General features: G+C 71.0%; 18 protein-coding genes. 13 read left to right on the forward strand and 5 right to left on the reverse strand.

Annotated elements, in window-relative coordinates:
- Positions 1-38: 38 nt before the first annotated feature.
- Positions 39-1,292, reverse strand: coding sequence for a lipase family protein (locus tag JAV51_RS06335; protein WP_197319678.1), 1,254 nt, complete (start codon positions 1,290-1,292; stop codon positions 39-41).
- A 150-nt stretch (positions 1,293-1,442) separates the two neighbouring features.
- Positions 1,443-2,090: a hypothetical protein gene (locus JAV51_RS06340; RefSeq protein ID WP_197319679.1), complete on the reverse strand. Its 648-nt coding sequence runs from the start codon at positions 2,088-2,090 to the stop codon at positions 1,443-1,445.
- 92 nt (positions 2,091-2,182) lie between these two features.
- On the opposite strand from JAV51_RS06340, the gene JAV51_RS06345 reads away from it, so the two are divergent.
- Entirely contained in the window at positions 2,183-3,469 is a 1,287-nt protein-coding gene (locus JAV51_RS06345) for an adenylosuccinate synthase (RefSeq protein ID WP_197319680.1), read from the forward strand.
- 161 nt (positions 3,470-3,630) lie between these two features.
- On the opposite strand, the gene JAV51_RS06350 is transcribed toward JAV51_RS06345, so the two are convergent.
- Positions 3,631-4,755 (reverse strand): glycerophosphodiester phosphodiesterase, encoded by a 1,125-nt coding sequence (locus tag JAV51_RS06350; RefSeq protein WP_197319681.1) that lies wholly within the window; start codon positions 4,753-4,755, stop codon positions 3,631-3,633.
- Between the two features lie 134 nt (positions 4,756-4,889).
- Between JAV51_RS06350 and purD the strand changes: the two genes are divergently transcribed.
- From purD to JAV51_RS06390, 8 genes are all read left to right on the forward strand, one after another.
- Positions 4,890-6,152, forward strand: coding sequence for a phosphoribosylamine--glycine ligase (gene purD / locus JAV51_RS06355; RefSeq protein ID WP_197319682.1), 1,263 nt, complete (start codon positions 4,890-4,892; stop codon positions 6,150-6,152).
- A gap of 244 nt (positions 6,153-6,396) precedes the next feature.
- The gene (locus JAV51_RS06360) at positions 6,397-6,723 is read left to right on the forward strand and encodes a hypothetical protein (protein ID WP_307845749.1); all 327 of its coding nucleotides are present in this window, start codon (positions 6,397-6,399) and stop codon (positions 6,721-6,723) included.
- A 293-nt stretch (positions 6,724-7,016) separates the two neighbouring features.
- Positions 7,017-8,639, forward strand: a complete 1,623-nt coding sequence (locus JAV51_RS06365) for a PPE domain-containing protein (RefSeq protein ID WP_197319684.1) — start codon at positions 7,017-7,019, stop codon at positions 8,637-8,639.
- The gene (locus JAV51_RS06370) at positions 8,636-9,409 is read left to right on the forward strand and encodes an ESX secretion-associated protein EspG (protein ID WP_307845750.1); all 774 of its coding nucleotides are present in this window, start codon (positions 8,636-8,638) and stop codon (positions 9,407-9,409) included. The genes JAV51_RS06365 and JAV51_RS06370 overlap by 4 nt, the downstream gene beginning before the upstream one ends.
- A 120-nt stretch (positions 9,410-9,529) precedes the next feature.
- Positions 9,530-9,841, forward strand: a complete 312-nt coding sequence (locus JAV51_RS06375; protein ID WP_197319685.1) for a hypothetical protein — start codon at positions 9,530-9,532, stop codon at positions 9,839-9,841.
- Positions 9,841-10,992, forward strand: coding sequence for a transglycosylase SLT domain-containing protein (locus tag JAV51_RS06380; RefSeq protein WP_197319686.1), 1,152 nt, complete (start codon positions 9,841-9,843; stop codon positions 10,990-10,992). Before JAV51_RS06375 ends, JAV51_RS06380 begins: the two co-directional genes overlap by 1 nt.
- A 90-nt stretch (positions 10,993-11,082) precedes the next feature.
- Positions 11,083-12,252, forward strand: a complete 1,170-nt coding sequence (locus JAV51_RS06385) for a pyridoxal phosphate-dependent aminotransferase (RefSeq protein WP_197319779.1) — start codon at positions 11,083-11,085, stop codon at positions 12,250-12,252.
- A 109-nt stretch (positions 12,253-12,361) separates the two neighbouring features.
- Positions 12,362-12,544 carry a hypothetical protein gene (locus tag JAV51_RS06390; protein WP_197319687.1) on the forward strand — a complete coding sequence of 61 codons (183 nt, stop codon included), beginning with the start codon at positions 12,362-12,364 and terminating at the stop codon, positions 12,542-12,544.
- On the opposite strand, the gene JAV51_RS06395 is transcribed toward JAV51_RS06390, so the two are convergent.
- Both JAV51_RS06395 and JAV51_RS06400 read right to left on the reverse strand, forming a co-directional pair.
- The gene (locus tag JAV51_RS06395) at positions 12,545-13,129 is read right to left on the reverse strand and encodes an HAD family phosphatase (protein ID WP_197319688.1); all 585 of its coding nucleotides are present in this window, start codon (positions 13,127-13,129) and stop codon (positions 12,545-12,547) included. It abuts the gene before it with no gap.
- Positions 13,126-14,169 carry a low specificity L-threonine aldolase gene (locus JAV51_RS06400; protein ID WP_197319689.1) on the reverse strand — a complete coding sequence of 348 codons (1,044 nt, stop codon included), beginning with the start codon at positions 14,167-14,169 and terminating at the stop codon, positions 13,126-13,128. The genes JAV51_RS06395 and JAV51_RS06400 overlap by 4 nt, the downstream gene beginning before the upstream one ends.
- Positions 14,170-14,305: 136 nt before the next feature.
- Between JAV51_RS06400 and JAV51_RS06405 the strand changes: the two genes are divergently transcribed.
- The 4 genes from JAV51_RS06405 (at position 14,306) to purB (ending at position 17,715) form a co-directional block, all read left to right on the forward strand.
- The gene (locus JAV51_RS06405) at positions 14,306-14,821 is read left to right on the forward strand and encodes a SigE family RNA polymerase sigma factor (protein WP_197319690.1); all 516 of its coding nucleotides are present in this window, start codon (positions 14,306-14,308) and stop codon (positions 14,819-14,821) included.
- The gene (locus tag JAV51_RS06410) at positions 14,814-15,560 is read left to right on the forward strand and encodes a hypothetical protein (RefSeq protein WP_197319691.1); all 747 of its coding nucleotides are present in this window, start codon (positions 14,814-14,816) and stop codon (positions 15,558-15,560) included. Before JAV51_RS06405 ends, JAV51_RS06410 begins: the two co-directional genes overlap by 8 nt.
- 60 nt (positions 15,561-15,620) lie before the next feature.
- Positions 15,621-16,199, forward strand: coding sequence for a TetR/AcrR family transcriptional regulator (locus JAV51_RS06415; protein WP_197319692.1), 579 nt, complete (start codon positions 15,621-15,623; stop codon positions 16,197-16,199).
- 85 nt (positions 16,200-16,284) lie between these two features.
- Positions 16,285-17,715: an adenylosuccinate lyase gene (gene purB / locus JAV51_RS06420; protein WP_197319693.1), complete on the forward strand. Its 1,431-nt coding sequence runs from the start codon at positions 16,285-16,287 to the stop codon at positions 17,713-17,715.
- Positions 17,716-17,726: the final 11 nt, after the last annotated feature.

Genomic DNA, 17,726 nt, shown 5'->3' on the forward strand with positions numbered 1-17,726 from the left:
CTCCGAGGGCTCCCCGCCGTGCTGTCGTCACTCGCGGCTCACGAGCCGAGCAGGCTGGAGCAGTTGTTCTTCGGCTGCCCGCCGTTCAGCATCGAGGACAGCCAGGCCACCGCCTCCGGGTAGGCGCGCAGCATGCCGCCGATGTGCGAGGGCACGTACGACGTCGTGAACTGCACGGTCCCGCCCCGCTCGCACCAGTCCACGGCCATCTGCCTGCCCTGGCCGTACGGCACGATGTCGTCGAGCCTGCTGTGCAGGACGAACACGGGCACGTCGGGCGCGCGGAGCCCGATGCGCTGCTCCGCCACGGCGGAGGCGTACGGCTCCTCGTCGAGGTACTCCTGCAGCGCCCTGCCGTCCTTGGTGAGCTTCGAGGTCTTCATGAACGCGTACTTGAGGATCGCGTCCTCGGTGCAGGCGTCGGCGATCTCGCCCAGCAGGCGCCGACCCTCGTCGTTCACCACCTCGTCGAGGTTGATCTCGTCGTACGCGGCGTCGAGGCTCAGCAGCGAGAACCCGAGGAAACCGGCGGCGTAGTGGCCGTCGAGCACGGGCGCGACCTCGGCGAGGTTCGCGGGCGGCGCACCCGCGTAGGCGGCCTTGACGTCCAGCTCGGGCGCGTACTCGTCGACGAGTTCCGCCGCCGCGGCGGACGCCCCGCCACCCTGCGAGTAGCCGGCGAGCACCACGGGGCTGTCGGCCGACAGTCCGGCCTCGGGAATGCGCTGGGCCGCCTTCGCCGCGTCGAGCACCGCGTGTGCCTCGGCGGCGCGGTTGACGTAGGTGTGGACGCCCGGCGTGCCGAGACCCTCGTAGTCGGTCACCACGACCGCGTAGCCGAGGGCGAGCAGGCCGGAGACGAACGGCCCCTCGTAGTCGAGCCCGAGCGAGAACTTCTTCGACGGTGCGCAGTCGTCACCGACGCCCTGCGTTCCCGGCGCGTAGCTGACCAGCGGTCGGGCGCCTTCGCCTCGCCATTCGCGGTTGGGCACGAGCAGCGTCCCCGTCACGGCGTTCGCCTCGCCGTGCGTGTCGCTGCTGCGGTACATGAGTCGGTACACGTCCGCGTTTGGCTTGATCAGCTTCAGCGGATCGATGTAGAAGGTGCTCTCCTCGTACTTCAACACGTCCCCCGGCTCGCCGGTCAGCGGGCTCGGCGGGGTGTAGAAGTCGTCGGCGGCGGTCGGTTCGGCCTGTGCGGGGTGACCCGCGGCCACGGTGAGGCCGGTCACCAGAAGGGCGGTGACGGCGGTGACGAGCGAGCTGAGAAGACGTCGACCGGGTGGACGCATGGGCGCTCCTTGTGAACTTGTGACAACGCTGTCCCCGGTCGGATTCTGTTGCGACAACAGGCGTTGTCAATGTCACGCCGATCTTTTCCGTCCCGAGTCACGAAACCGCAGGTCGGATTTGCGCGCGAACGGACAAGTTTTCCCGTCCGGTCAGGACGCGGCCGGACGCCTCAGTCGAAGGTCCTGCGTGTGCCGGTACCAGGTCCAGCGCTCCATGGAACGCGGGTGGGCGACGCCGTCCGAGACGGGCACCACCGGGTCGCAGCCGAGCTGGAACGCCCGGCCTGAATACGTGGTGCGACGTCGCCGCAGGCGACCGCGCGTCACGGTGACGACCAGGCCCTCCGGCCCGGGGCGGACCTCCAGCGAGCGCGCGTCACCACGCAGGGCGACGGTGTCGTCGCAGTAGCCGACGCCACGCACGCGGGGGATTTCGCCCCGCCCCACCAGGACGCCCCCGACGTCGTCCCGCACGAGCGGCACCGGGCGCACCTCGCCCGTGGTCGCGACCTCCAACGCCTCACTCGGCTTGGTGGGCAGGCCCCACAGCGCCGCGACGGCCGAGTCCCGGTCCGTGGGCACGAAGCCCACCGTGGTCGACTCCAGCAGGTCCTTCCGCAGCAGCCGCAGCGCGACGGCCGCCAGGTCGGCGTCGGTCCCCGCCACCACCAGGGTCGGCTCCAACAGCGGGTCGACGTCCTTCTTGCCCGGCCGCGCGGGCAGCCGTTCGATCCGGACGCCGTCGACGGCCGTTAGCGAATCCGCCGCGTTTCCGCAAGCCAACACCAGTCCACTCACGCCTCGCTCCTCGGTTAGGCTCATGCACCGGCATCTTGATGCGTGTCATCCGTCCCGCCCGACGGTCAGACCTCGAATACCAGGAGTGTTACATGCCGGCCATCGTGCTCGTCGGTGCCCAGTGGGGCGACGAAGGCAAGGGCAAGGCCACGGACCTGCTCGGCGACCGCGTCCAGTGGGTCGTCCGCTACCAGGGCGGCAACAACGCCGGTCACACCGTCGTGCTGCCGAACGGTCAGGACTTCGCGCTCCACCTCATCCCGTCGGGCATCCTCACGCCCGGGGTCACCAACGTGATCGGCAACGGCGTGGTGGTCGACCCGGGTGTGCTGCTCGACGAGCTGGCGGGCCTGGAGGAACGCGGCGTCGACACCTCGAAGCTGCTGCTCTCGGCCGACGCGCACCTGATCATGCCGTACCACGTGGCCATCGACAAGGTCACCGAGCGGTACCTCGGCAACAAGAAGATCGGCACCACCGGCCGCGGCATCGGACCGTGCTACCAGGACAAGATCGCCCGCGTCGGCGTGCGCGTGCAGGACCTGCTCGACGAGAGCATCCTCCGCCAGAAGATCGAGGCGGCCCTGGAGGTCAAGAACCAGGTGCTGGTCAAGGTCTACAACCGCAAGGCGCTCGACGTCGACGAGGTCGTGGACACGGTGCTCTCGCAGGGCGAGAAGTTCGCCCACCGCATCGCCGACACCCGCCTGGAGCTGAACAAGGCGCTGGAGCGCGGGGAGACCGTGCTCCTGGAGGGGTCGCAGGGCACCCTGCTCGACGTCGACCACGGCACCTACCCCTACGTCACCTCGTCCAACCCGACCGCGGGCGGCGCGAGCGCCGGGTCGGGCATCGGGCCGGGTCGCATCACGACGGTGCTGGGCATCCTGAAGGCGTACACCACACGGGTCGGCTCCGGTCCGTTCCCGACGGAGCTGCTCGACGAGGCGGGCGAGAACCTGCGCAAGGCCGGTGGCGAGTTCGGCGTCACCACGGGCCGTTCAAGGCGCACGGGCTGGTTCGACGCGGTCATCGGGCGTTACGCCGTGCGCGTCAACGGCATCACCGACTACTTCCTCACCAAGCTCGACGTGTTGTCCGGACTGGACACCGTTCCGGTGTGCGTGGCGTACGAAGTGGACGGTGAGCGCACCGAGGACATGCCGATGACGCAGACCGGGGTGCACCACGCGAAGCCGATCTACGAGGAACTGCCGGGCTGGCACGAGGACATCAGCGGCTGCCGCGCCTTCGAGGAGCTGCCCGCCAACGCGCAGGCGTACGTCGAGCGGTTGGAGGAGCTGATGGGCGCCCGGATCTCCGCCATCGGCGTGGGCCCGGGCCGCGAGCAGACGATCGTGCGTCACGAGTTCGCCTGATCCGCCCCGCCCCGCCCCGACGCCGAACCGCGAACACGCGTGCGTGAGGTGCGGACACGAGTGCGAAAGGTGCGGACACGCCGGGCGAGGGGACCTCTCCCCGGCGTGTCCGCGGTCCAGGAACGGTTGTTGGCGTTTCCCGTACGGGTCTTCGCAGTTGTTCAGCCCTGGTGTGAGCGCACGGCCTCCACGGCGATGTCCGGGTGGTCGGCGAACACGCCGTCGATTCCCGTCGCGAGGAACGCCTCGTACTCCTCGAAGATGCGGCCCCACGCCGCCGGGTCGTCCGACGACCGCAGGTCGGTGGGAAGGAACTCGTTCTCCGCCCGGAACGTCCACGGATGCACGTCGAGACCGACACGGTGAGCGTCCGCCACGAGAGAGGTCGGCTCGCCGAGGCTGCCGTCCTCGTCACGGGCCACGACGAGGTCCTTGGCCGGGCCGAGCCCCTCCGCGTACGTCGCGACCTCGGCCAACCCCTCCGGCGTCAGCAGGTCGTCGTAGGTGCGCGGGTCGCCGGAGTGCACGAAGTCGTACGGCGCTCCCGAGGCGTCCACGAGCTGCACCAGTGGGACCCGCAGCCGGTCGTCGAGCTGCTTGAGGTTCGTCACCTCGAACGACTGCACGTAGACCTTCGCGCGCGGGTGGTTCAGGCCGTTGCGGTCGAGCGCTTCGACGAGCTTGGGTTCGAGGGCGAGGCCCTGCTCGGCGAAGTACGTGGGGTGCTTGGTCTCGATGTAGAGGCCGATCGGACGCCCCAGCTCGCGCGACAGCCGGCGGGAGAGGTCGACGACCTCCTGGAACGTGGGGATCTCGAACCGCCCGTCGTAGACGGTGTTGTTGGGTCGCAGGTCGGGGATGCGTTCGACGGCTCGCAGCGTCTTCAGCTCGGCGAGGGTGAAGTCCTCGGCGAACCACCCGGTGACGGGCTCGCCGTCGACCAGCTTGGTGGTCTTGCGGTCGGCGAACTCCGGGCGTCGGCTGACGTCGGTCGTGCCACCGATCTCGGGTTCGTGCCGGGTCACGAGCACGCCGTCGGACGTGGTGACGAGGTCGGGCTCGATGTAGTCGGCGCCCATGCGCGCGGCGAGTTCGTACGACGCCAGGGTGTGTTCGGGCCGGTAGCCCGACGCGCCTCGGTGACCGACGATCACGAACTCGTCCTTCCCGCGCGCGTCTTTGGGTTCAGCGCCGGGTTCGGTGCCGGGTTCCGCGCTCGCCGGGGCGAGGGCGCCCCCGAGCCCCGTGAGGCCGCACAGGGCCAGCAGTGCGAGTTTCCTTCGCATTCTCCCGCCTTCCACGTGTGGGTGGGTCTCACCTGAACTTTGATCTTCGACCGGAACGATGGGGCGACGGTCCGGCGTCCGCAAGGGGACGGACCGGTGAACGAAGCCCGACCGTTGCCGCTTACGCTGTGCCCGTGCGCGTCCTCGTTATCGGCTCCGGAGCTCGGGAGCACGCTCTGGTACTCGCTGCGTCCCACGATCCGGCGGTGACGGCGCTGGCCTGTGCACCGGGCAACGCCGGAACCGCGTCCGTGTCGGAAACCCTCGGTGTCGACCTGACCGACCCCAAGGCGATCGCCGACCTGGCGGTGTCGTGGAAGGCCGACCTCGTGGTCGTCGGCCCCGAGGTCCCGTTGGTGGCCGGCGCGGCAGACGCCGTGCGCGCCGCGGGCATCGCCTGTTTCGGGCCGAGCGCGGAGGCCGCTCGCATCGAGGGGTCGAAGTCGTTCGCCAAGGACGTGATGGCGGCGGCGGGAGTGCCGACGGCGCGGAGCGAGGTGGTCGACAACCCGGCGCACCTCGACGCGGCGCTCGCCCGGTTCGGCCCCACGTGGGTGGTGAAGGACGACGGCCTGGCCGCGGGCAAGGGCGTGGTCGTCACCGACCAGCTCGATCGCGCCCGTCAGCACGCGTTGATGCTGCTCGACGGCGGTCATCCCGTGGTGCTGGAGTCGTTCCTCGACGGCCCCGAGGCGTCGCTGTTCTGCCTGGTCGACGGCCAGACCGTGGTGCCGCTGCTGCCCGCGCAGGACTTCAAGCGGGTGGGCGACGACGACGCGGGCCCGAACACCGGTGGCATGGGTGCGTACGCGCCGTTGCCGTGGGCGCCCGAGAAGCTGGTCGACGAGGTGGTCTCCACGATCGTGCGGCCGGTGGTGGACGAGTTGGCCCGACGCGGCACGCCGTTCACCGGACTGCTGTACGCGGGGCTGGCGTTGACGTCGTCGGGACCGCAGGTGATCGAGTTCAACTGTCGCTTCGGTGACCCCGAGACCCAGGCGGTGCTGGCTCTGCTGCGCACGCCGCTGGCGCAGTTGCTGCACGCGACGGCCACCGGCAGGCTGGCGGAGCAGCCGCCGCTGGAGTGGGCCGAGGGCGCTGCGGTGACCGTGGTCGTGGCCGCGGACGGGTATCCCGGCAAGCCGCGTGTCAACGACGTGATCACCGGAAGCGAGGCCGAGGGGGTGCTCCACGCGGGCACTCGTCGGAGGGACGACGGCGCCGTGGTGTCCTACGGTGGCCGAGTGCTGTCGGTGGTCGGCACCGGACCCGATCTCACCGCGGCGAGGGAGCAGGCGTACGAGCGCGTGGCCCGCGTCAACCTGGCCGGTTCGCACCATCGTTCCGACATCGCGGCCCGGGCCGCTCGGGGCGAGTTGTCGGTCCCGAACTCCTGACACACCGCACGTCGGCGGGGTGTTTTCCTTCGCGAATAGGCGTAGCGACGGTACCTTTCGCTCACCGATTCGTCGGCCACGGTGGCGTTTCGGTTGGTAGCCTGCAGCGAGAGTTGGCTGGCTACAGGCCGTAGCAGGGGGTGCGAGAGTGTCAGGACAATCCGCGCAGGCGCCGTGGTCGCTCCTCGGGCCGAAGCATGAGAGAGGCGCGGCACCGCCGGCTCCCGAGGTGCCGGCCCTGCCCGTGATCAAGGACATCACCGTCTCGCCGGACAAGATCGTGGCGGTGGCCGACGTGATCGAGGAGCAGGCGCGAGCCCTCGAACGCAAGATCACCGAGCACATCGGTGCGCTGAGTCTGCCCGCGCCCGCGGACGACATCGTGTCGCAAGAAGCCGTCGAGGTGTGGAACACGGTCATCAGCGGCGGTCAGGACTCGTACCGGAATCGGGTGCTCGCCTACGTGAAGGGGCTCCACAACCTGGCCGACCAGTTGCGCGCTGCCGGTCGCCGTTACCAGGCGGGTGACGAGGACGGCGCGGCGGCGATCCAGGACGCCGCAGGCAGGTAGCTCCTGATGAACCGCACGGCCTGCCCTGCCTCGCGCCCTGCTCCGGTGGGTCTCGGCGGCCGGTCCCGGCCGGTACTCCCGCGAGGGACGGCAGCCGTGACGAAGCCTGCTCGGTGGTGCGGCCTCGTCCACTCCGACGAGATCGACAACTCCGACAGGCCGTGCAGCTCGGAGCGCCCGCGGAGCCACCACCGTCACGCTCGGCACCTCCGGCGTCGCGGTCACCCGGCTCGGCTCGGCCTGCTCCCAGTTCTTCCGAAGAGTCGTCAGACGGTGCCAGACAAGGACGCGACATGAACGACGTCGACATCACGGCTCAGGCCGCCCGAATCCGCGACCACCGGTTCACCGGTTACACGGACGCGATGCTCGCCGACGAGATCGACCTGATGCGCTCGGGTCGGGGCGTCGCGGGACTGTCCGACACGGTCGCCGCACTCAAGGCCGTCGCCCGCGCGCTGGAGGAGACCGACGAGACGCTGCGGTCACAGCTCGCCGAACTCGGCGTGGAGTGGAACAGCGACGCGGGCCGCGAGGCGGCGTCGGTGGTCGACAGCGGTGCGAACTTCTCGCGTGAGGCGGGCGAGAAGGTGAACGACTCCGCCGAGCGGGTCTTCGCCCAGGGGGAGGCGTACAACCGCACGGTGCACTCGTTGCCTGATTCCGCGGTCCTGCGGGCGCCGAGGCCGGAGCCCGGGTTCACCGACTTCGCATTCAGCCTGCTCGGGTTCGAGAGTGACCAGGTGAAGCGGCTCGAACAGTGCCTCGAAGCGCGGGAGCAGGCCATCCAGGCGCTCGACGCCTACGCGCGGCAGAGCGGGGAGAACCTCGTCGGGGTGGAGGAGCTGGGTGCTCCCGAACGGCTCGTCGCGAAGGTGCCGGAGCGCGTGCCCCAGTCGATCGACGCCGGTGGCGGACCCGGTGGAGCCACGTCGGCGGCGAGTGTGTCCGCCGGTCCGGCCGCTCCCGGGTCGTCGTCGGGGCAGTCCGCTCCGCCGCCCCAGGCGGCGTCGTCCGCGTCGGCCACGCAGTCGACGAGCGCAGCCGGTGTGGTCACACCCTCGTCGGTCGCGCCGGCGACCGATGCGTCGGCCCGGTCGACGAGTGGGGCCCGGGTCGGGGCGCAGGCGCCCGCCCCGTCGTCTCCGGCGACCCCGAACCCGAGTGGGACGCCGCAGCAGGCGGGGGCCGGTGTGCCCCCGACCGCGGCGGCGGTCGGAGGTGTCGCGGGTGTCGCCGGAGCGGGTGCGGCTGGTGCAGCGGGAACGTCGGGTGTCGGCCGTGGAGACGAACTCGCTCGGGGGCAGAAGACTGCGGGAGCGCCCGTGGCGCCCACCACGTCGGACGGGGATGCGGGCAGAGGGACCCGGTCGGCAGGCGGCGGTGCTCCGAGTCCGGGCGGCGCTCCCCACGCCGGGGCGGGGACGGCCAAGTCGATGACCACCGAGCGCCAACTCGCACCCGGCCTGGCGAGTGGGGCCGTGGTGCCCCAGGAGGACGAACCGGCCGTCCTCAGCGGATCGGCACCGACTCCCGACGGCGGCGGCTCGTCGCTGAACGCGGTCGGGGGTGGCATCGCGGCACTCGGTGCGGGTGGTGTGGCCGGTGCGCTGGCAGGACAGGAACGGTCCGGCCGGGGTGTGGGTCGCAGCGCCCCCGGCGCCCAGTTGTCGCCGCGTCCGCTCGCGGTGGGTGATCTGCCGGAGGAGGAGGCCAAGGTCCAGCGTCGTTCCGAGCGGCTCAACCCCGGAGCCTCGCCCCGCAAGGAGGAATTCCTGGAGAAGGCGGTGCCCGGGGAGGACGAGGACGGTGAGCACGTCCGGCGCTTCGCGGTGGAGGACGACGACCTCTTCACCGACCAGCGCATGGTCGCGCCGGACGTCATCGGCGACGACGGTGCGGACGGTCGCCCGTGACCGTTGCTGGCAACAGCGTGGTGCTGTCGGCGCTGGAGTTCGACGTGCTGTGGGACGAACTCGACCTGGCTCGCCGACACGTCGCGCTGGAGGTACCGAGTCCGGGGGTCACCTGGACCGAACGCGCGCGGTTCGTCGAGCAGGCCTGGGAGAGCCTGGCCGATCGGGGACTCGCCCGTGGACGCAGGGTGGTGCCCGAGATCGCGGACCTGATGCACCTGCTCGCGAGGCCGCGGACGAGCGTCGACGTGTGGGTGTGGACGGACCGACGGATCACGGGGCTGGCGGCGAGTTCGGGTCGCGACGCCGTGCTGGGGGTCGTCGACTCGGGCGAGGTGTGGCTCATCCCGTCCCGCGACGAGGCGCTCGCCGCGTCGGCGGTGTCGGTGGCGGGCGAGCTGGCTCCCGGAGTGGGACGGTCGGTCAGTGTGCCGCACGACGTGCTCATCGAGGCCGACGCCGAGGCACGCGGTGACGCGAAGGCGCTCGTCCCGGCCCTGCAGGACCGTGGGGTCGAGCTCTGGCAGGCGCAGGAACTCGCGGGCATGTTGCTCGGCATGGTGACGCGCGGGCAGTTCGGTGCGCAGCGACTCGACCGCGACGGTCGCGTGCGCCGTGCCGAGCGGGTCGTCGCGTTCTACGACACCGACGCGGGTCGGTACCTGTTCCAAGTGGCACCTGGTGGCGACCGCCGGGACTGGGCCACCGTGGCTCCAGCGGACAACACGCTGCTGGCGGAACGAGTGTGGGAGCTGCTCGGCGACGTCTGAGCACTCTCCGTGCTCGCTTTGCTGCGCAGGGGAACCGTGGGCGTGGTCGCCACGTCGTAGAAGACGCGTGACTGACTGCGGCATCGGGCGAGTCAGGTGTGTCACGGGGAGGACAGAGACGTGCCGGTGTACGACGCGGAATCGATGACCATCACGGCACAACGGGTCGAGAAGATCGCGGAGGAATTCCGCACTTCGATGGACAAGCTCAAGGGCATCCAGGGCGACAACCCCTTCGGCGAGGTGGAGGACCCCGACAACCCCGACAAGGTCGCGGGCACGGTCGGGCGGTTCACCGAGGGCATGCGGTCGGAGTTCTCGGCGGCTGCCAGCCGGGTCGACGCTGCCGGTGCGGCGTTGCGTAAGGCGGTCGAGGCGATGTCGGAGGCCGACGCGGTGGCGGCCGAGAACCTGACGGCGAGGGACCTCTGATGACCGGCGCCGGAATACCGGCCGAGTGGGCCGAGGTCGAGAAGAAGGCGGCGCGGGTCGACAAGGTCGACCCGGGTGCGATCGAGGAGGTGGCTCGTCAGTTCGACGAGGCGTCGCGCAACGCGGCCGACCACACCACCGATCTCACCAACGCCGCGGAGCCGCTGCGGGATGGCGGTGTGTGGTCGGGGCCGGCGGCGGACGCCTTCTTCGACTACGTCAACTCGATCGCCGAGGCGGGCCAGAAGGTCAGGGACAAGCTCGACGAGGTCGCCGCCGAACTGACGGCCCTGCAGGAGACGCTCTCGACCATCAAACGCCAGATCGAGACGGTCAAGGACGAGGCGGAGCAGGCGATCACCGACCGCAACGAGCAGGCCCAACGTGAGGCCGATGCGGCCAGTGCCGCGATGCGGGCGTTCGAGAACGGTGAGCGCGAGTCTCCGCCGTCGCCGACGGCGGAGGAGATCATCGCCAAGGCGGGCGAGCGGAACAGCCGGACGGCGCAGGACGCGGCGAAACGGATCGACGAGCTGCTCCGGCAGTCGGTCGAGGCCATCGAACGGGCGCAGGAGCTCATGAAGACCGAGGTCGGCGACGGGTTCTCCAGCGTGCCGGAACCGGGTTCGGCGCAGTCCCAGCAGCAGGCGACGGGCGGTATCACCGGCGGAGGTGGTTCGGCCGGCGGCGGAGGCACCGGTGGCGGGGGAACCGGCGGGTCCGGCGGAAGCACCGGTGGGGGCCTCGCCGGGTACGGTCCCAGCGGACCGCCGCCGACCAGCGGCCCGCCCCCGGGCAACGTGGAGCAGTGGATCCGCGAGGCGATCCGGATTCTCCAGGCCAACGGCATCCCGGTCACCGAGGACAACATCGACGAGATCTGGACGATCATCGAGAAGGAGTCGGGTGGCAACCCGCACGCCATCAACGACTGGGATTCCAACGCGGCGAAGGGCACGCCGTCGAAGGGGTTGATGCAGTGCATCGACCCGACCTTCGAGGCGTACAAGCTGCCCGGGCACGACGACATCTGGAATCCGGTCGACAACATCATCGCCGGCGTGCGGTACACGTTCGACCGCTACGGCGGGTTCGAGGGACACCCCGGCCTGAAGTCGATGGCGCAGGGCGGCGCGTACCAGGGCTACTAGGGCCTGGAGCACGGACGCCGACCTGCCAGGGCCCGTCCCGCACGAGGGGCGGGCCCGTCCGTCCAGGGGGCCGCTTAAGGTGGCGGCATGGTGGTCGATTCCGCACGCATGCCCGGGCCGTCTCGCCGCAGCGACGTGGCGCCGTTCCACGTCATGGAGGTGCTGTCGGCCGCGAAGGAGCGGCAGCGCACACACGGCGACGTGATCGCCTTGTGCGCCGGTCAGCCGACGTCGGGTGCGCCCCGACCGGTGTTGGAGGCCGCTCAGCGGGCACTGGGGGAGGCCGACCTCGGATACACGGGTCAGCTCGGCATTCCCGAGTTGCGCGAGGCGATCGCCGGGCACTACGCGCGCTGGTACGGGCTGTCGGTGTCGCCCGACGACGTCATCGTCACCACGGGGTCGTCCGGCGGTTTCCTGTTGTCGTTCCTCGCGGCGTTCGAGGCCGGGGCGAGGGTCGCGATGGCTCGGCCCGGCTACCCCGCCTACCGCAACATGCTCGCGTCGCTGGGGTGCGAGGTCGTCGAGTTCGACACCGACGAACGCACCCGGTTCCAGCCGAGCACCGACCTGCTCGACGAGCTGGGTGAGGTGCAGGGCGTGATCGTGGCGAGCCCCAGCAACCCGACGGGCACGGTGTTGCCCGCCGACGAGCTGGCGGCGGTGGCGCGGTGGTGCGACGCGCGGGGCGTGCAGTTGATCAGCGACGAGATCTACCACGGCATCAGCTACGAGGCCGAGGTCGACTGCGCCTGGCAGACGTCACGGGAAGCGGTGGTGCTGGGGTCGTTCTCGAAGTACTTCGGGATGACCGGCTGGCGGCTGGGGTGGGCGCTCGTGCCGCAGCGGCTGCACCGCGCGGTGGACGTGCTGATGGGCAACTACACCATCTGCGCCCCGGCTCTCGCCCAACACGCGGCTGTGGCCGCGTTCACCGAGGAGTCCTACGCCGAACTGGACGCCAACGTCGAGCGCTACCGCACCAACCGGGACGTGCTGCTCGACGGGCTGGCCGACATCGGGTTCGGCAAGGTCGCCCCGGTGGACGGCGCGTTCTACGCCTACGTCGACGTCGCGGAGCACACCGACGACAGCCTGGCCTGGTGTCGTCGGCTGCTCGACGAGACCGGCGTGGCGATCACGCCGGGTGTGGACTTCGACCCTGTCAACGGTGGGCGTTTCGTCCGGTTGTCGTACGCTGCCTCGGAGGCTGAGGTGACCGAGGCGGTGCGGCGGCTCGGTGCGTGGTTGTCCCGGTAGGGCACAACCCGGAGATGTCCCTGAAAGTCGGCTCCGGTTGCGGCGCGAAGGCACCCGACCGTGACAGGCTGGACAGCACACAGCGACAGCGCGAGGCAGCGGAGGAATCATGTTCTGGAAGATCGTCGGCGGCTTGCTCCTGGCGTGGGTGGCCTTCATCGTGATCGGCGCCGCCATCGGCTTCCTCGTCAAGGCGGTCTTCTGGATCGCCGTGATCGGCGGCGGTGTGTTCCTCGGGGCGGCCGCCTACGGGGCGCTCAAGAACGACAAGCGCAAGCAGCTCAAGTCCTGATCAGGCCGCGAACAGCAGTCGGCGGGCGTGGTCGGCACCCTGCCACAGGTGTGCCTGGAGCCCGGCTTCCCGCGCGCTGACGACGTTGACCTCCCGGTCGTCGAAGAACACGCAGTCACCGGGTTCGGCGCCGAGCCGGTCGGTGAGCAGGTCGAAGATCTTCGTGTCGGGTTTGGCGCACGCCACGTCGGCGGAGAAGACGCGCACCCGGAAGTGCTCGGCCCACGGCTGTCGCTCGGCGAAGCGAGCGAACGAGGCCGGTGCGTTGGACAGCAGCGCGAGGCGTGCCCCGGCTTCGGTGAGGTCGTCGAGCAGTGTGGCCGACGCCGGGTGGAGCTGCGACCAACCGTGGACGTCGCCTCGGGTCAGTTCCTCGACGGCGGTCGCGTCGAGGGCGGCTCCCGCGGTCGCGGCGACCGCGGTCCAGTACTCCTCGTCGGAGCAGCCTCGGTCGTACGCGTCGCGGTGGGCCCAGTAGGCGGACTCGAACCGCTCGGGCGACACGCCGAGTCGAGCGGCGAGCCGGGGCAACGCCTCGGTGCGGGTGCAGAGCACCTCGCCGTAGTCGAACACGACCCACGTCATGCGCGGATTCCCTTCCCGATCCGGTCGAGCGCTTCGGTCACGTCGTCGTCGTCGACGTCCCGGTGCAGCACGAAGCGCACCTTGCCCGCCATGGGCAGCGTGAGGACACCGAGCGAGCGGAGCGTCGCGATGGTCGCGGACACGTCGCCGGCTGCCGCGAGGACGATGTTGGTCTCCGGCTCCACGACGTCCCAACCCTGGTCGCGCAGCCCGGCCGCGAGCCGCTTCGCGTTGGCGTGGTCGCGGGCGAGGTCGTCGACGCGGTCGAGCGCGACCAGGCACGCCGCGGCGAGCACGCCGCCCTGACGTACCCCACCGCCGAGCATCTGCCGCATCCGCCGAGCCTGCTCCACGAACTCGACGCTGCCCGCCAGCACGGAGCCCACGGGAGCGCCGAGGCCCTTGCTGAAGCACGCCGACACGCTGTCGACCCCGGCGGTCAGCGTTGCGGGCGGGACGCCGAGGGCGACGGAGGCGTTCCAGATGCGAGCGCCGTCGAGGTGCACGCGAAGGCCCGTGTCGTGTGCGGCGGCGACCAGCGCCGTGTGTTCCTCGGGCGGGGTGACGGCTCCGCCTGCCGCGTTGTGGGTGTTCTCCAGCGACAGCAGCGTGGTGCGCAGCGCGTAGTACGGTCCGTCGCCGCCCGCAGCCGCGCGCACGGTCGCGGGGGTGGGACGGCCGGGGCCGCCGTCGTGGTCGAGCGGGTCGGGCATGCCTCCGGCCAGCCACGCCGCAGAGCCCAGTTCGTTGATCAACACGTGCGCGTTGCGGGGCGCGAGGAACCGGTCGCCACGGCGCAGGTGGGTCGACAGCGCGGCGAGGTTGGCCATCGTCCCGCTGGGGGTCCACAACGCGGCGGGCATGCCGAGCACGTCGGCCGCTCGCTCCTCCAGCGCGCGGACGGTGGGATCGACGTCGATCATGTTGTCGCCGACCTCGGCCTCGGCCATCGCCGATCGCATGCGGGAGTCCGGCTTCGTGACCGTGTCGGAACGGAAGTCCAGGGGCGGGAGCGAGGCAGAGCTGTCATCGACCGTCACGCGCCCGATGACATCACATGCCGGACGTCGCTCGCCTCGGCCCCCGCCGATGGGTGACACTGCTCGGCACGTGCAACCGTGGAGCGGGGTCCTTCCGTCTCCACCGTCGACAACAAGACCGACCGGAGACGTCTGCGTGGCCCACCATGACGACGACGAGTTCGCGGAGTACTTCGCGGCCAAGCGAGATTCGGTACGTCGAACGGCGTACCTGCTGTGCGGGGACTGGCACAAGGCCGACGACCTCGCCCAGACCGCGTTCGTGTCCTTGCACCGGCGCTGGCGCAAGATCCGCGACCGTGCGGCCGTGGACGCCTACCTGCGCAAGACGTTGGTGCGGGCCGCGATCGACGAGTCGCGGCGGCCGTGGCGGCGGGAGCAGCACACCGACGAGCTGCCCGAGCCTCGGGGAACGTCCGACGCCGACGCGCTGGCCGATCGGGTGAGCGTGCGGGCGGATCTGCTCGCCGGGCTCGCGAAGGTCCCGGCGAAGCAGCGGGCCGTGCTCGTCCTTCGCTACTTCGACGGCCTCGACGTGAGCAGCACGGCGCGGGCGTTGCGGTGCAGCGAGGGCAACGTGAAGAGCCAGACGGCGCGGGGCCTGGCGAAGCTGCGGGCGGCGTTGGGCGAGGAGGTGGAGGCGCATGGGTGAGCTGGACGAGCGACGGCTCGAACGGTTGTTGAACGACGCGGCGGGCGAGGTGCCCGCACCGTCGTTCACGGTGGACGACGTGACCTCCGCGTCACGGCGCATCACGGCACGGCGGCGTTCGCTGGCGACCGTGGCGGCGGCGGTCGTGGTGGGCGTGGGCGCGGTGACCGGTGTCGTGGTGGGTGCCGCGGGCAACGGCCCTGGTGAGGGCCACACGACGGCGCTCGCCCCCGGCGAGTCGCAGCCGTCCGAGGAGGTCGCGAAAAAAAGTTCGGAGACGGGGCAACCCGAGGGCGACGGTCCGCGTGGACAGGGTGTCGAGAGCTTCCCCGACGGCTCGCCGAAGCAGGGCGGCGGGTCGAACGGGGAGGACGGCCCTCGGGCCGAGGGCACTCCTGGGTGCCAGGCGATCGATCGGGAGCTCGCCACTGCCCTCGCTGGCGAGCTTCCGATTGATCCCGGGCAGGCGCCCGTCGGCTACGGCCCGTGCTCCGATCCCGGGTCGCGCTCGGCGGCGTTCCGGGTGCCCGGCGGTGTGGTCGCCGTCGTCCTCCATCCCGACGCTGACGGCGTCGTCGCCGTGCCGCCGGAGGTGGCCAGCGTCGTGGTCGATCGGAACGTCGGCACGCAGCGCCTCACCGTGGTGGCGACCGCCGAGGGCAGCGCCGACGAGTCGGACGTGCCGTTGCGGGACGAGCTTCCCGCTCTCGCCGACCGCCTTGCCGCCGCGCTGGGCTGACCGAACACGTCGTTCGCACGGCGCGTGACCCGCCGGGTCGGGGTGGCAGACTATCCGGCCATGACCTCCGCCGCGAGTACGCCGAAGGGCGAGCGCAGACGCGCTGCGCTCGTCGCGGCCGCTGCCGAACTGCTGAACGAAGGCGGTTTCGACGCCGTCCGCCACCGTGCCGTGGCCGAACGCGCCGGGCTGCCGCTGGCGTCGACGACCTACTACTTCGAGTCGCTCGACGAGCTGGTGTGCGCGGCGGCGGAGCATCAGGGCCGCACCGAGTTGGAGGCCGGGCGGGCGAGGTTGGCGGAGCTGCCCACGCAGACCCGGCAGGTGGACGACGTGGTCGAGCTGGTGCTCGACCTGCTGCTCGGGCGGGACCCGCACTACGAGGCCGTGGTGGGCCGCTACGAGCGGCTGGTGGGCACCGGCCGCCGACCGCATCTGCGCCCCTTGATGCGGGTGCTGTCCGCCGAGCTGAGGGAACTGCTCATGGAGATCTTCGTGCGGTCGGGGGTGGACATGGACGCCGAGCGTCTCGAACGTCTCATCGCCCTGGTGGACGGCTCCGTGGTGAACGCGCTCGTCGCGGTGGACCCCGATCCGCGTGGGGTCGCGGCGCGGGTGTTGCGAGAGGAACTGAGCTGACTCGATCCGTCCACGCACTGGGACGACAGGCGCGGAGCCGACCCTGTGTCCGGTGTGGTCGAGGTGGCGTGGCTAGCCTGACCGTGTGACGGACAAGCCCCGAATCCCGAATGTGCTCGCCGGCCGGTACGCCTCCGCCGAGTTGGTGCGGCTGTGGTCCCCCGAGCACAAGGTCAGGCTCGAACGCGATCTGTGGCTCGCGGTGCTCAAGGCGCAGCGGGAGCTGGGCGTGGAGGTCCCGGACGAGGTCGTCGCCGACTACGAGCGGGTGATCGACCAGGTCGACCTCGACTCGATCGCCGCTCGCGAGCGCGTCACGCGACACGACGTGAAGGCCCGCATCGAGGAGTTCAACGCGCTCGCCGGGCACGAGCACGTCCACAAGGGCATGACGTCGCGGGACCTCACCGAGAACGTCGAGCAGCTCCAGGTGCGGCGTTCGCTGGAGCACCTGCGGGTGCGGGTGGCCGCCGTGCTGGCTCGCCTCGCCGAGTTGGCCGCGCAGCACAGCGAGCTCGTCATGGCCGGTCGGTCGCACAACGTCGCCGCGCAGGCGACGACGCTCGGCAAGCGGTTCGCGACGGCCGCCGACGAGTTGCTGGTGGCGTTCGAGCGGCTCGACGACCTGCTCGCGCGGTACCCGCTGCGGGGCATCAAGGGGCCGGTCGGCACGGCGCAGGACATGCTCGACCTCGTGGGGAGCCCGGAGCGGCTCGCGGACCTGGAACGCAGCGTGGCCGCGCACCTCGGGTTCGAGCGGGTGTTCACGAGCGTGGGCCAGGTGTACCCGAGGTCGTTGGACTTCGACGTGCTGTCGACGCTGGTGCAGCTCGCGGCGGCCCCGTCGAGCCTCGCCACGACGATCCGGCTGATGGCGGGCCACGAGCTGGTCACCGAGGGCTTCAAGCCCGGTCAGGTCGGTTCGTCGGCCATGCCGCACAAGATGAACACCCGGTCCTGCGAGCGGGTGAACGGCCTGGCGGTGGTGCTGCGGGGCTATCTGTCCATGGTCGGCGAGCTGGCGGGCGACCAGTGGAACGAGGGCGACGTGTCGGACTCGGTGGTGCGCCGGGTGGCGTTGCCGGACGCGTTCTTCGCCCTCGACGGTCTGCTGGAGACGTTCGCGACCGTGCTCCGCGAGTTCGGGGCGTTCCCCGCGGTGATCGACCGCGAACTCGCGCGGTACCTGCCGTTCCTCGGCACCACGAAGGTGCTCATGGCCGCGGTGCGCGCCGGGGTGGGGCGGGAGACCGCCCACGAGGTCATCAAGGAGCACGCGGTCGCCGTCGCATTGGCCATGCGCGAGCAGGGGCAGCAGGAGAACGACCTGGTCGAGCGGCTCGCCGCCGACGAGCGGTTGCCGTTGGGAGCCGAGGAGTTGCAGGCGTTGCTCGCCGATCGACTCGCGTTCACCGGCACGGCGGGCGCGCAGGTGGAGACGATCGTCGCGCGCGTCGAGGAGATCGTGCGCCGGTTCCCGGACGCGGCGACCTACGAGCCGGCTCCGATCCTGTAGCGCGAGTGGCC

The sequence above is a fragment of the Saccharomonospora sp. NB11 genome (genome assembly GCF_015910535.1).
Classification (GTDB): domain Bacteria; phylum Actinomycetota; class Actinomycetes; order Mycobacteriales; family Pseudonocardiaceae; genus Saccharomonospora.

Bases quoted from the DNA above. Each gene is read 5' to 3' on its own strand.
- JAV51_RS06335 (WP_197319678.1), bottom strand. From the start codon at position 1,292: ATGCGTCCACCCGGTCGACGTCTTCTCAGCTCGCTCGTCACCGCCGTC.
- JAV51_RS06345 (WP_197319680.1), top strand. From the start codon at position 2,183: ATGCCGGCCATCGTGCTCGTCGGTGCCCAGTGGGGCGACGAAGGCAAG.
- JAV51_RS06350 (WP_197319681.1), bottom strand. From the start codon at position 4,755: ATGCGAAGGAAACTCGCACTGCTGGCCCTGTGCGGCCTCACGGGGCTC.
- JAV51_RS06365 (WP_197319684.1), top strand. From the start codon at position 7,017: ATGAACGACGTCGACATCACGGCTCAGGCCGCCCGAATCCGCGACCAC.
- JAV51_RS06380 (WP_197319686.1), top strand. From the start codon at position 9,841: ATGACCGGCGCCGGAATACCGGCCGAGTGGGCCGAGGTCGAGAAGAAG.
- JAV51_RS06390 (WP_197319687.1), top strand. From the start codon at position 12,362: ATGTTCTGGAAGATCGTCGGCGGCTTGCTCCTGGCGTGGGTGGCCTTC.
- JAV51_RS06395 (WP_197319688.1), bottom strand. From the start codon at position 13,129: ATGACGTGGGTCGTGTTCGACTACGGCGAGGTGCTCTGCACCCGCACC.
- JAV51_RS06410 (WP_197319691.1), top strand. From the start codon at position 14,814: ATGGGTGAGCTGGACGAGCGACGGCTCGAACGGTTGTTGAACGACGCG.
- JAV51_RS06415 (WP_197319692.1), top strand. From the start codon at position 15,621: ATGACCTCCGCCGCGAGTACGCCGAAGGGCGAGCGCAGACGCGCTGCG.